This is a genomic window from Sulfitobacter sp. JL08 (assembly GCF_003352045.1).
In the GTDB taxonomy this organism is placed as follows: Bacteria; Pseudomonadota; Alphaproteobacteria; order Rhodobacterales; family Rhodobacteraceae; genus JL08.
This window is the reverse complement of sequence record NZ_CP025815.1, coordinates 3,529,544-3,541,785: the sequence shown is the minus strand read 5'-3', so window position 1 is coordinate 3,541,785 and position 12,242 is coordinate 3,529,544. Positions and strand designations below refer to the sequence as shown.

Genomic DNA, 12,242 nt, shown 5'->3' with positions numbered 1-12,242 from the left:
AACTGGAATTCAAGACATGAAAATTACCGCCATTCGGGCAACGCCCGTCAACATCCCGTTTCGTGCGCCCTATCGTTTCAGCTATGGCTCCATCGCGTCGCTGACCAAAACGGTGATTGAACTGGATACCGCTGACGGAGTCACCGGTTTGGGTGAATGTGCCGACGGTGACAGAAGTGCCGATGTCGTGGCGATGGGCGAAAGGCTGATCGGACTTGATGTGCGGGATATCCACCTTGCGCGCCAGAACTGTGTGCCCGGAATGGGCTATACCCCTTGGGATAACACCACGGCCGCGCGGCGCGCATTTGGCGGCATTGAAATGGCGATGTGGGATGCACGCGGCAAGATCGAAAAACTTCCGCTGGTCACGCTGTTGGGCGGTGCGGTGCGCGACAACATCCCTTTGACAGAGTATTTCAGCTATCGCGCACCCGGTGCCCAAGAAAATGGCGAGGCGACCCCGACAGAGGTCGCGCGATATTGCGCACATATGATTGAACGCCACGGTTCCCTGATTTTTGAGGGCAAGGTTGGCACGGTCGCTTTGTCAGAAGAGATTGATATGGTGCGCGAGGTGCGCGCCGCCATCGGGGATCGCGAGTTGCGGCTGGATGCCAATGGGGCGTGGACAGTTCCGACCGCACGTGATGCTTTGAACCGGTTTGCCCGGTTTGACATTACCTGGTTCGAAGAGCCGTGCGAAACATATAGCGAAATGGCGGCCCTGCGCACCCATTCCGCCTGTTCGTTCTCTGCTCATTCGATCAACCTGCCACAGGCTGTCGCGCTGGGATGTCCGGATGCGATTGTGACCAACATCAATGAACATGGCGGCATTTCTGGCACTCGCGATTTCATTGCTGCCTGCGCCGCCATGAATATCGGGTTTCGCTTTCATTCGGGCGAAACGGGTATTGCCAGCGCGGCCTACCTGCACATGACAGCGGCGTTGGACCATGTGCGCGGCGCCAGTCAAACGCTGTTTCACTGGTATGCTGACGATGTGATTGAGGGTGGCCCGCACAAATTGGAAAACGGGGTTGCGGCGGTGCCGGATGGCCCCGGTCTGGGTGTCACGATAGACCCCGTAGCCCTGCAAAGATGCCATCAGCGATATCTTGACGAAGGTCGCTTTCCCTCGGGTGCCCATGCCCCGAAGGGAAGTGGCTACGGCAGCTTTTTTCGTAAATCCTGAACCGGAGAAATCCAGAATGCCCCTGACCCTGTCACTTGACCAAGTGGAAACCGCTGCGCAGCAAACGATGTCTGCAAGCGGTGCCAACAAGATTCAGGCATCGGCTGTCGCCCGTTCGATCCGCGATGCCGAGGCCGAAGGAATTCGTGGCATCGGGTTGGGATATGTCCCCTATTATTGCCAGCACCTGAAGGTTGGTAAGATCAACGGCGATGCCGCCCCGATTGTTACGCAGCCTCTTCCCGCTTTGATCAGGGTGGATGCCGCGGACGGGTTCGCGCACCCGGCATTTGAAGCGGGCGAACAGGCCTTGATAAACGCGACGCAGCAAAACGGCATTGCCCTCATGGGGATATCAAATGCCTATGCCTGTGGCGTGCTCGGGTATTTCACCGGTCGTCTGGCGCGTGCCGGGCTTATGTCGATCATGACCGCGAACGCATCTTCCACGATGGCGCCCTGGGGTGGCAAGACACCGTTTTTCGGAACAAACCCGTGGTCTTTTGCGGCCCCGCGCGTGGGTGAACCATTGATTATTGATAGTTCGTCGTCGGCCACGGCTTTTGTTAATCTGGCCAATGCCGCGTCAGCCAACGAACCGATCCCGTCGACTTGGGCGCTGGATGCGAATGGTCAGCCGACAACGGATGCAAACGAAGCCATGGCAGGCTCCATTGCACCGGCGGGTGGGCACAAAGGGGCGGCGCTGGCCCTGATGGTCGAAGTTCTTGCCGCGGGGTTGACTGGCGCCAACTGGTCCTATCGTGCATCCTCTCTTGGGGATGATGTTGGCGGACCGCCACGACTGGGGCAAACCCTGATCGCGATCCGGCCAGATGGGCTGGGTCAAACCGGACACGCCGAACGTCTTGAACAGATGTTGGCCGACATGACGCAAGAGCCAAACACCCGCGTACCCGGCGACAAGCGCCATAGCGCGCGTGCCCGTGCCGACGCGCACGGCGTGGAAGTCGATGACGCCCTTGCCGGGCAGTTGCGTTCACTGGGCGCCTTGGTTTGACAGCATTCCTGGCTGGGCGTGTGCCACATTCCTTGCTGTGCTAGGATACAAACCGTGCCCGCGTTTTGTTGGCGAATGCAACAAGGGTCAGCATGACCGGCACCTCGACCAGAACGCCGACAACGGTTGCCAAGGCAGCACCAGAGTTCAATCCGAACAGGCTGATGGCAACCGCGACGGCCAGTTCAAAGAAATTCGACGTGCCGATCAGCGCGCATGGGGCCGCAATCCGGTGCGGTACTTTCAATGCAAAGGCGGCCGCGTAACCGACTGCAAAAATGCCGTAGCTTTGCAGAATGATGGGTACGGCGATCAGTATGATGATGAATGGTTTGGATACAATCACCTGCCCCTGCAGGCCAAACAGGATCATGACGGTTACGATCAGGCCAACGATTGAATAGGGTTTCACACGCGCCTGAAATGCCTCGATCGCGTCACTCGACCCAAGCCGGCGGCGTGTCATCAAACCTGCAAAAAGGGGCAGCGCGATAAACAGCAAAACCGACAGAACCAGCGTCGACCACGGCACGTTGATATCCGTAACACCCAACAGGAACGCCACAATCGGTGCAAAGGCGATGACCATGATCAGATCATTCACTGACACCTGCAAAAGCGTGTAGGTTTCATCGCCCCGCGTCAGTTGCGACCATACAAACACCATCGCCGTGCACGGCGCCGCGCCAAGAAGGATCAACCCGGCAATGTATTGCATCGCGTCTTCGGGTGGAATCCATGGTGCGAAAACATACTGGAAAAAAAGCACCGCCAAAGCGGCCATGGTGAACGGTTTGATCAGCCAGTTGACAACAAGTGTGATCAGCAATCCGCGGGGTTGTTTCGCCACATCGCGCAGCGATCTGGGATCAACGCCAACCATCATCGGATAGACCATTGCCCATATCAGCACAGCGACAACCAGATTGACGCTGGCCAGTTCCGCCGCTGCGACCGCATTGACCAGTTGGGGTGCAATATTGCCCAGAACGATCCCGCCCCCCATTGCCAATGCAATCCAGAGGGACAGGTATTTTTCGAAGATGTTCATACTGCAATCCCAGTCGTTTTTTGTGTTTTCAGTTGCAGCATCGCCAGCCAGCTGAGCCCTATCATGAATGCGGCGGTGCCCAAAGACAATGAAAGCCCCCCCAGTTGATAGGTCAGGCCGGACAGAACCGTGCCGACAAGACGTCCTGCTGCGTTGGACATGTAATAGAAACCGACATCCATCGTGACCCTTTTTTCATCTGTAAAGCTGAGGATCAGGAAAGAGTGCAGCGCCGAGTTGACGGCAAAGATGCCGCCAAACACCAAAAGACCCAGAACGATCGTCAAGGTCAGTGCACCGGACGGTTCGGGGGCAAGAAACACCAGACCGGCAAGCAGGGCTGGCACTATGATCAACATAGCGACCCAGCGTTTGGCTTGGGCCAGAATCTGTTCGTCGGTGCGCGATGCAGCCTTGAGGATGCGGGGGGCCCAGCCCTGAACAAAGCCGTAGAGGATTGTCCAGACAGCCATGAATGTACCGATCATGAAGAATGCGGCGCGTTTGCCATCGATGCTGCCATCGGAAAGCACCGCGTAGAAATAGATCGGGATGCCAACCACAAACCACACATCCCGGGCGCCGAACAGGAAAAGACGGGCCGCGCTCAGCCAGTTGATGTTGCGGTTTTTCGATAACACCTCGGAGAATTTGGCGTCCTTTCGGGCAACCGGCAGGCCGGATGGCATGCCGATCACGACCGCGATCAGGATCGCGAAAAGGATCACGGCCATTATCAGAACAGATGGAACAAAACCGAACACCGCCAGCAGTACGGCACCCAGCAGAAAGCCGCTTCCTTTGACTGCATTCTTTGATCCTGTCAGAAGCGCCACCCAGCGGAACAGACCGCCGCCGTCACGCGGCGCAAGGATTTTGACGGCGCTTTTGGAACTCATCTTGGCAAGATCCTTGGCCACGCCGGACAGCCCTTGCACCGACATCACAAAGATCACAGAGGCCGTGATGCTCCACGCGGGATCAAGCTGGGTTAGCGCCAGCAAGGCAACAACCTGCAGGGTCAGCCCGGCATAGAGTGTCGAGGTCAGGCCGAACCGCGCCGCAACCCATCCGGCAGACAGGTTGGTCACGACACCGGCGATTTCGTAAAGAACAAAGAGATAGGCCAGTTGGACCGGCGAAAATCCCAAAGTGTGAAAATGCAGCAGAACCAGCATGCGCAGGGCACCATCGGTCAGCATGAAGGCCCAGTAGGCCGCCGTGACAGCGATGTAAGCGCTCAATCCCGCAGGCCGTTCGTCAGGTTTTGTCACAGCTTGCCGCCGACCATAAGGGCAACATCGACCAACCGGTAGGCATAGCCATATTCGTTATCATACCACGCATAGACCTTAAGCTGGGTGCCGTTCACGACCATCGTCGATGGTGCATCAATGATGCTGCTGCGCTGATCGTTCGTGTAATCCGATGACACAAGGGGGCGTGTTTCGTACCCAAGAATACCTTTCAACGGGCCCTCGGCGGCGGCCTTGAACAACCCGTTCACCTCTTCCACGGTCGTTTCGCGGGCCATTTCAAACACACAATCCGTGATCGAGGCGTTAAGCAGCGGAACGCGAACGGCATGGCCGTTCAGTTTGCCGGTCAATTCCGGGTAGATCAGGGTAATCGCCGTGGCCGATCCAGTCGTGGTCGGGATCAGGTTGGTCAGCGCAGAGCGGGCCCGCCGCAAATCCTTGGCCGGGCGGTCGATGATTGTCTGGGTATTGGTCACATCATGGATTGTCGTGATGGAACCGTGCTTGATGCCGATCCCCTCAAGCAAAACCTTCACGACCGGAGCAAGGCAGTTTGTCGTGCAACTGGCCGCTGTAATGATCTGGTGGGTTGCCGGATCGTAAATACCCTCGTTTACGCCATAAACGATGTTTGCCGTTGGTCCGTCCTTGACCGGCGCCGATACGATGACCTTTTTCACACCTGCGGCAAAATACGGGGCCAGGCTGGCCTCTGTCTTGAAGGCGCCTGTACAGTCTATGACAACATCCACACCGTCCAAAGGCAGGTCTTCCAGCGTGCGGGTGCTGGTTACGGGAATATGGGTTCCGTCAATGCTGATCGCATCCGCGTCTGCCGCAAACTCCGCAGGCCAACGCCCGTGAACCGAGTCAAATTCCAGAAGATGCGCATGCATGGCAGGATCGCCAATGGCATCATTGATGAATGCAATCTGCGCGCCGCGTTCAAGCAAAGGGCGCAAGGCAAGCTTACCGATGCGGCCAAGACCGTTCAGTGCGTAGGTGGTCATAATCAGTTATCCTTGGGTGGCGGTTTCTTTGCCGATTTCATCGACTCGTTTTTGCAATGTCGCGCGATCAAGAAGGTCGAAAGACAGCGCTGTGAATGCGTTGATCCGGTTGTACAAAGCCCCGTATGTCTGTTGAAACGCCAGCCGCTTTTCAGCAAGAGTCCCATCAGCCTTGACCGGGTCCGGCATGCCCCAATGGCCCGAAACCGGCTGGCCGGGCCAGGTGGGGCATTCTTCGTTTGCGGCGCGGTCACACACTGTAAAGACAAATTCCATTTTCGGCGCGTCGGAATGTTGAAATTCTGACACGTTCTTGGACCGCAAGGGGGCGATGTCGTGCCCCTTTGATTGCAGCATTTCAACGGCAAGTGGGTTCAACTCTGAGCGATGCGCAGTACCTGCGGAGTAAGCGGTGAATTTGTCACCTGCCATGTCGCGCAGGATGGTTTCGGCAAAAATCGAGCGGGCCGAATTGCCGGTGCATACAAAAAGCACGTTATATTTCTTGTCAGCCATGAGAGGAATACTCCTGATAAGGTCAGAAAAGTGAGGCGGGCAAAGATCTGCCCGGCCGCGACAACAATCGACAAAGAGACCCGCAACAACATCGCGGGCAGCATTAAGATTTACGGCGTAAAGCAGTCGTGTCTTGTCCCGGCGTTGCGAGATCAGCCCGGCCTGTGTCAGGGCCGAAAGATAAACCGATGCGGTGCTGGGCTTCAGGTCCAGCACTTCGGCAATCTCGCCGGCGGGCAGTTCATCGGGGCAGCGCCGCATGAGCAGACGAAACACCGCCATCCGCTGGGGATGGCTAAGAGTTGCGAGTCGGTCTGTGAGCAATGATTCCATATTTCACGAATATTGGAAATATAGGGAGTGCGTCAATACAAATATCGAGAGAACATCCAAAGCAAATGAAATCGGGTGGCTTTCCTATTCGTACATCTTGACGAGCGCGCCAATCATGGCGTGGATCATCGCGACGCGTTTCGAGACCTTAGCCGGATGTTGCGAACAGCTCAGCCATTCACAGCCTCGCGCATCCAGCGTTGCAGATGCAGCACCGAATGTTCGGAATTCACGCCGCATCCGGGATCGACAACCAGCGGACCCGGAACATATCCGCGCGATTTCAACCCGCGCTGAACGCTTTCGACCAGATGGATATCCTCTTCGACGGTGGTTGCGCGATCTTGCTGGGCCATGCGGCGTACGGTTTCGTCGTCATAGCCACCGACCGAATACCACCCGCGCCAGACCACCACATGATCCGCATTCACGGCGCGCCAGTGATAGGTGTTAAGCAGGTTGCCCGGATAAACCTGAAACGAGAACATCGGCCACAAGAACCACGACGAGTATTTGTCATTGTTTTCGAACCCGCTTGCGATGTCATAGGTCATCTGGGACAGGTCGTTGCATTCGGTGGTATGGCGCAAACAATAGCCCTGCGGCTGGATATCATAGGTTTCGGGCCGGATCACGCCAGTGGCAAAGGTCGGGTGGTTCAGGCTGCAATGGTAACATTCCGAGTAGTTCTCGACCGACACTTTCCAATTGCAATTCTCGGGGATTTCCACCCATTCCAGTGGTTTCAGATCGGCCCAATGCGGCACAAATGTTTCGATTTCGGCGCGGGAATTTGGGAACCATTCGTCCATTGGCGCGGCGTTCGGATCAAGATTGACAAAAATGAAGCCAAGAAAGACTTCGGTACGTACTTCGGACAGGCAGATCTTGGATTTATCAAAACCCGGTACGGATTTGGAATTGGGTGCTGCGCGCAACCCGCCTGTCAGTTCATAGGTCCATGCGTGATAGGGGCAAACCACGACACGGGTTGATCCTTCGCCGCTGACAAGCTGATGCGCGCGGTGCTGGCAGACGTTGTAGAAGGTGCGAATGACTCCGTCATGCCCCTTGATGCAAAACAGGCTTTCGTCGGCCATATCAAAGGCGAAGTAATCACCGGGGTTTTCCAGCTGACTTGCATGTCCCGCAAACTGCCATGTCTGCGCCAGCAGGCCTGCTTTTTCCACCTCATAGACGTGCGGGTCTGTGTAATAACGCGCATCAAGCGAGCGCACAGGCGTGCTTGTCTGCGCCGCCGCTTCGCTGTTTGAGGGCGCGGTCATGTCACTCATTCGGGATCCTCCACGTAGATGCCAAGCTGATGGCGACGATCATGAAATTTCTCGACCCGCTCCACGATCTCTTCGGATGCCACGGCGATGACAAAGCTGAGCAGGGTTTCCAGTAGGGCGATGGTTGGCACCGAAGAGGGGAAGAATTGCGGTGTGTCCACGGCCACGACAAAACCGTGATCGGCGGCGCGTATGACCGGGCTGGCGGGGCTGTCGCTCAGACCTATGATCGTCACCCCCTGTTCGCGCGCCACGTTGATGGCGGCCACAACCTCGCTGCGGTAAGGGCGCATGGACATTGCAATCAGCACGTCGCGCCCGTCGGCCCAGGCCAGATCGTCTACCGCGGTCGATCCGGGGCGCGGGATCGCGTGAAACTGCGTCATGCCGGTCGACGCAAGGTAGGTAAAGTTGCGCGCGTTGGCATTGTTGACGCCGACACCAAGGGTGAACACCTGCCGCGACGCCCATATCGTTTCAGCCGCCGATTTCATTGCTTCTGCGCTGGTGGCGGCAAAAGTTTCTTCGATGTTGCGGATCGCGGCGCCGGCCATATCAGCGTAAAGCCCGCCAAGGTCGCCGGATTTTCGAATATCCTGCAACCAGCGCGCCCGGTCGGGGAAGCTTACCGCGCCTTTGCGGATCGCCTCGCGGAAGGGCGCGCGGAAATCCTCGTAACCTTCGAACCCCACCTGGCGCGCCATACGCACAAAGGTGTTGGGTTTGACATTGGCCGCCTCGGCAATCTCGCGCACGGTCGAAACCCCAACGTCATTGGGGTTTTCGAGGACGTAGCGCGCAGCCTTCTGTGCCTCGGGTGTCAGCGCGTCCCACTCTTCGGTGAGGCGGTCCAAGACGTTCGATGATACATTTGTGCCATTCATGATTGACATTGGTACACATGTGCATCTAACCTGTCCATCAGTTTCGCGATTTTCGGGCAAAGGATATGACCATGTCGGAGAAGAGTTTTCCCAGTCACGCCCGTGTGGTCATTGTTGGCGGCGGTGTGATGGGGGTGGGGCTGGCTTATCACCTCGCGCACGAAGGATGGGGCCCGGACGTGGTCTTGCTTGAAAAGGCCGAGCTGACGTCCGGAAGTACGTGGCATGCCGCGGGGCAGATCACGCATTCCACCTCCAGTTTTGGTCTGGGCAAATGCGTCGATTATAATATCGGCCTCTATTCCGGCGGGTTGGAGGCAGAGACCGGACAGGCTGTCACCTGGCATGGCTGCGGTTCATTCCGGCTGGCCTATACCAAGGACGAGATGGACTGGCTTCGGCATACACTTTCGGTCGGGCGCTCTCTCGGGTTCAATATCGAACTTGTCGGGCCGGACCGGGTGGCGGAACTGCACCCGTTTTACAACCTTGAAGGTGTGTTGGGCGCGCTGCACACGCCGGATGACGGACATGTAGATCCAACCAACGTGACAATGGCAATGGCTACGGGTGCGCGGGCCAAGGGGGCGCGGATCATCCGTCGCTGCCGGGCGACAAACATCGCGCTAGCGCCGGGCGGCGAATGGGTTGTTGAAACCGAACAGGGTACAATCACTTGCGAACATGTGGTCAACGCGGGTGGCACCTATGCACGGCAGATGGGCGAGTGGTCGGGGTTGCAACTGCCGATGACTTCGATGACGCACCACTATTTCGTGACCGACGAGGTGCCGGAGTTCCGCGATCTGGAGCGTGAATTGCCAGTGATCCGCGATGATCGAAAGGTATCCGGTTATATCCGGATGGAACAAAAGAAGGGTCTGATCGGCATCTACGAAAAGACCAATCCCAATACCGTCTGGACGGATCATTGCCCTTGGGAAGCCGAGAACGAACTTTTTGAAGCTGACTATGACCGTGTCATGCCGTGGCTTGAGGAATCTCTCAATCGTATGCCGATTTTTGCCGATCTGGGCATCACGCGCGATGTGCACGGCGCAATCAGCCATCCGCCGGATGGCAACCCGCTGATCGGCCCTGCGCCCGGCGTGCGAAATTACTGGTGTTGTTGCGGCACCCAGATCGGTATCGGCTGGGGCCCCGGTCTGACACGTGAACTGGCACGTTGGATGGTGCATGGCGCAGCGGATATCTCGATGCGTGATTTCGATCCGCGCCGCTTTGGCAGCTACGCAGTCAAAGAGTGGCAGGTCACTAAGGCGAAGGAAGACTACTGCCTGCGCCATGAAATTCCATTCCCCCATTTTAACCGGCTGGCGGGGCGCCCGATCAAGCCATCGCCGCTTTACGAGACTCTCGGGGCGAAAGGCGCCGTCTATGAAGAGGTCTATGGTTTTGAGTGCCCGCGCTGGTTCGCCAGGGATGGCATAGCGCAGAAAGATCACTATTCGTTCCGTCGCACAGAGGTGGACGACATGGTCGCCGCAGAGGTCAAGGCGGTGCGCGAACGTGTCGGGATAATGGATGTGACCGCTTTCACCAAGGTGCTGGTCGAGGGGCCGGATGCCTATGCGTTGCTTGATCATCTGACGGCGAACCGGATGCCGCAAAAAGTCGGATCGATCACGCTCACCCACATGCTGAACCGCCGCGGCCGAATAGAGCTTGAAACGACGGTTGTCCGCATGGCAGATGATCGGTTCTATCTGGTTTGTGCAGCCTTTTTCGAACAACGTCTGCTGGATCATCTGCGCCATCATCTCGGCGAACAGGATGTGACCATCACCGCCTTGTCCGATAGCTGGGGCGCATTATCGCTTAACGGTCCTCGCGCCCGCGATGTTCTGGGCGCTGTCACTGCCGCGCGGCTTGACAACGCGGGCTTTCGTTGGCTTTCGGCACAGGAAATCGACATTGCCGGACATAGAATTTGGGCCTTTCGCATGTCCTATGCCGGCGAATTGGGCTGGGAATTGCACATGCCGTTTGCGGCGATGGCGGATGTCTACGCCGCGCTTTGGAACGTCGGTAAACCGTATGATATAGCTGATTACGGCAGTTTCGCCATGAACGTGATGCGCATGGAAAAAGGCTTCAAGGGCGCGGGTGAACTGACCAACGAAGTCACGCTGGCCGAAGCGGGCGTGTTGCGCTTTGCGCGGACGGACAAGGATTATCTGGGACGCGAAAAAACCTTGAATACCGACCTTCCTTGGGTCTGTGCGTATCTTGGGATCGAACCGGATGGCGAGATTGACGGTCACGGTGGCGAGGCTGTGTTGCTTGACGGTAAAGTGGTTGGTTCCACAGCATCAGTTGTCTATGGCCATACGGTCGGCAAAATCCTCGCTTTCGCCTATATCAAGCCAAACGCCGCCGAACCCGGAACCGCGCTAGAGGTGGTGATCCATGGCAAGCCCCGCGCTGCCCGCGTACTTGGCGAACCGGCCTACGATCCGCAAAGCGAACTGCCGCGCGTGGATGCCATTCAGGAGCCCGCCCAATGAACCGGATCGCGTCTCCTGCGCTGACGCCTGTCGGGACCGGTCAACGCATTACAAGGTTGCGGCTTTGGCATGTGCCGCTGACCAGCCATACGGCCTATTACATGGCCGACGGCAAAACCTGCGATACGGTGGAAACGGTTATCATTGCGGTCGATACCGATGCCGGGCTGACAGGCTGGGGCGAGGTTTGTCCGATCCCGCATTACCTGCCTGCCTATGCGCGTGGCGTTGCACCCGCCTTGCAGGAACTGGCACCGGTCATCCTTGGGGGCGCCCCCGTCGGGGCAGAGGCCCTGATGGCCAGGGCCGACGCCATTCTTCCCGGTCACGTCTATGCGAAATCTGCGCTGGACATTGCGCTTTGGGACATCACCGGGCAAGCGGCGGGTTTGCCGATCCATGCCTTGATGGGCGGACGCCGGCAAGAGAGCCTGCCGCTTTACCATTCCATCACCTGCGTCGACCCCGACAAGATGGCCCGCATCGCACACGAGGCGAAAGCAAACGGCATCACCCAGTTTCAGGCAAAACTGGGCGCATTGGGCGACTGGCAGACCGATATTGAACGACTGGTCAAGGTGCGCGAGGCGGTCGGCCCCGGTCCGCTGGTTTACGGTGACTGGAATTGCGGTGCCACGACATTGGATGCGATCCGTGTGGGGCGCGGAGTTGCGCATCTGGACATCATGCTGGAACAACCCTGCGCTACGCTGGAGGACTGCGCACGGGTGCAATCTGCAACCGGCCTGCCGATGAAACTTGACGAGTTGGCCCATGACACGGCCTCCCTTCTGAAAGGGCACAGGCTTGGGATCATGGATGCAGTGGCGCTGAAGTTGTCGAAGTTCGGCGGGCTTTCGCCTTCGCGCCGGGCGCGCGACCTGTGCCTGCATCTGGGTGCCAAGATGTGTATCGAATGTACCTGGGGCAGCGATATCGTCACTGCTGCCGCGCTGCACCTTGGCGCGGCGACTCCGCCAAACCTTGTTCTGAACGTCTGTGACCTGTCAGGCTATGTCAGCCCGCGTCTTGCACCCGACGCGCCGACCCGCGACCATGGCCGCATCGCTCCGCCTGATGGTCCCGGTCTTGGCATCACCATCGACGAAGGCAGCCTTGGCACACCTGACCTGATACTGGACTGAGC

Annotated in this window: 10 protein-coding genes; 4 read left to right on the top strand and 6 right to left on the bottom strand. The window is 57.8% G+C overall.

Annotation, left to right across the window (positions count from 1 at the left end):
* The first annotated feature begins 16 nt into the window (after positions 1-16).
* Together C1J05_RS17430 and C1J05_RS17425 are read left to right on the top strand one after the other, a co-directional pair.
* Positions 17-1,198 carry a mandelate racemase/muconate lactonizing enzyme family protein gene (locus C1J05_RS17430; RefSeq protein ID WP_114871359.1) on the top strand — a complete coding sequence of 394 codons (1,182 nt, stop codon included), beginning with the start codon at positions 17-19 and terminating at the stop codon, positions 1,196-1,198.
* Positions 1,199-1,214: 16 nt separating this feature from the next.
* The gene (locus tag C1J05_RS17425; protein WP_162798123.1) at positions 1,215-2,219 is read left to right on the top strand and encodes an Ldh family oxidoreductase; all 1,005 of its coding nucleotides are present in this window, start codon (positions 1,215-1,217) and stop codon (positions 2,217-2,219) included.
* Between the two features lie 40 nt (positions 2,220-2,259).
* On the opposite strand, the gene arsB is transcribed toward C1J05_RS17425, so the two are convergent.
* The 6 genes from arsB to C1J05_RS17395 all read right to left on the bottom strand — a co-directional run bounded on the left by arsB (position 2,260) and on the right by C1J05_RS17395 (position 8,567).
* Entirely contained in the window at positions 2,260-3,270 is a 1,011-nt protein-coding gene (gene arsB / locus C1J05_RS17420) for an ACR3 family arsenite efflux transporter (protein ID WP_114871357.1), read from the bottom strand.
* On the bottom strand, positions 3,267-4,472 hold the full coding sequence (gene arsJ / locus C1J05_RS17415) for an organoarsenical effux MFS transporter ArsJ (RefSeq protein ID WP_114872418.1): 1,206 nt from the start codon (positions 4,470-4,472) through the stop codon (positions 3,267-3,269). Before arsJ ends, arsB begins: the two co-directional genes overlap by 4 nt.
* A gap of 68 nt (positions 4,473-4,540) precedes the next feature.
* Entirely contained in the window at positions 4,541-5,539 is a 999-nt protein-coding gene (locus tag C1J05_RS17410; RefSeq protein ID WP_114871356.1) for an ArsJ-associated glyceraldehyde-3-phosphate dehydrogenase, read from the bottom strand.
* A gap of 6 nt (positions 5,540-5,545) precedes the next feature.
* On the bottom strand, positions 5,546-6,388 hold the full coding sequence (locus C1J05_RS17405; RefSeq protein WP_114871355.1) for an arsenate reductase/protein-tyrosine-phosphatase family protein: 843 nt from the start codon (positions 6,386-6,388) through the stop codon (positions 5,546-5,548).
* 170 nt (positions 6,389-6,558) lie between these two features.
* On the bottom strand, positions 6,559-7,674 hold the full coding sequence (locus tag C1J05_RS17400) for an aromatic ring-hydroxylating oxygenase subunit alpha (protein ID WP_114872417.1): 1,116 nt from the start codon (positions 7,672-7,674) through the stop codon (positions 6,559-6,561).
* Positions 7,675-7,679: 5 nt separating this feature from the next.
* Positions 7,680-8,567, bottom strand: a complete 888-nt coding sequence (locus C1J05_RS17395; protein WP_114872416.1) for a MurR/RpiR family transcriptional regulator — start codon at positions 8,565-8,567, stop codon at positions 7,680-7,682.
* Between the two features lie 71 nt (positions 8,568-8,638).
* Here C1J05_RS17395 and C1J05_RS17390 point away from each other — a divergent pair, with 71 nt between their 5' ends.
* Both C1J05_RS17390 and C1J05_RS17385 read left to right on the top strand, forming a co-directional pair.
* Positions 8,639-11,095: an FAD-dependent oxidoreductase gene (locus C1J05_RS17390; RefSeq protein ID WP_114872415.1), complete on the top strand. Its 2,457-nt coding sequence runs from the start codon at positions 8,639-8,641 to the stop codon at positions 11,093-11,095.
* The gene (locus tag C1J05_RS17385) at positions 11,092-12,240 is read left to right on the top strand and encodes a mandelate racemase/muconate lactonizing enzyme family protein (protein ID WP_114871354.1); all 1,149 of its coding nucleotides are present in this window, start codon (positions 11,092-11,094) and stop codon (positions 12,238-12,240) included. The genes C1J05_RS17390 and C1J05_RS17385 overlap by 4 nt, the downstream gene beginning before the upstream one ends.
* Positions 12,241-12,242 lie beyond the last annotated feature (2 nt).

Coding starts and splice junctions, on each gene's coding strand:
- C1J05_RS17430 (WP_114871359.1), top strand. CDS start 17: ATGAAAATTACCGCCATTCGGGCAACGCCCGTCAACATCCCGTTTCGT.
- C1J05_RS17425 (WP_162798123.1), top strand. CDS start 1,215: ATGCCCCTGACCCTGTCACTTGACCAAGTGGAAACCGCTGCGCAGCAA.
- arsB (WP_114871357.1), bottom strand. CDS start 3,270: ATGAACATCTTCGAAAAATACCTGTCCCTCTGGATTGCATTGGCAATG.
- arsJ (WP_114872418.1), bottom strand. CDS start 4,472: ATGCTGACCGATGGTGCCCTGCGCATGCTGGTTCTGCTGCATTTTCAC.
- C1J05_RS17410 (WP_114871356.1), bottom strand. CDS start 5,539: ATGACCACCTACGCACTGAACGGTCTTGGCCGCATCGGTAAGCTTGCC.
- C1J05_RS17405 (WP_114871355.1), bottom strand. CDS start 6,388: ATGGAATCATTGCTCACAGACCGACTCGCAACTCTTAGCCATCCCCAG.
- C1J05_RS17400 (WP_114872417.1), bottom strand. CDS start 7,674: ATGACCGCGCCCTCAAACAGCGAAGCGGCGGCGCAGACAAGCACGCCT.
- C1J05_RS17395 (WP_114872416.1), bottom strand. CDS start 8,567: ATGAATGGCACAAATGTATCATCGAACGTCTTGGACCGCCTCACCGAA.
- C1J05_RS17390 (WP_114872415.1), top strand. CDS start 8,639: ATGTCGGAGAAGAGTTTTCCCAGTCACGCCCGTGTGGTCATTGTTGGC.
- C1J05_RS17385 (WP_114871354.1), top strand. CDS start 11,092: ATGAACCGGATCGCGTCTCCTGCGCTGACGCCTGTCGGGACCGGTCAA.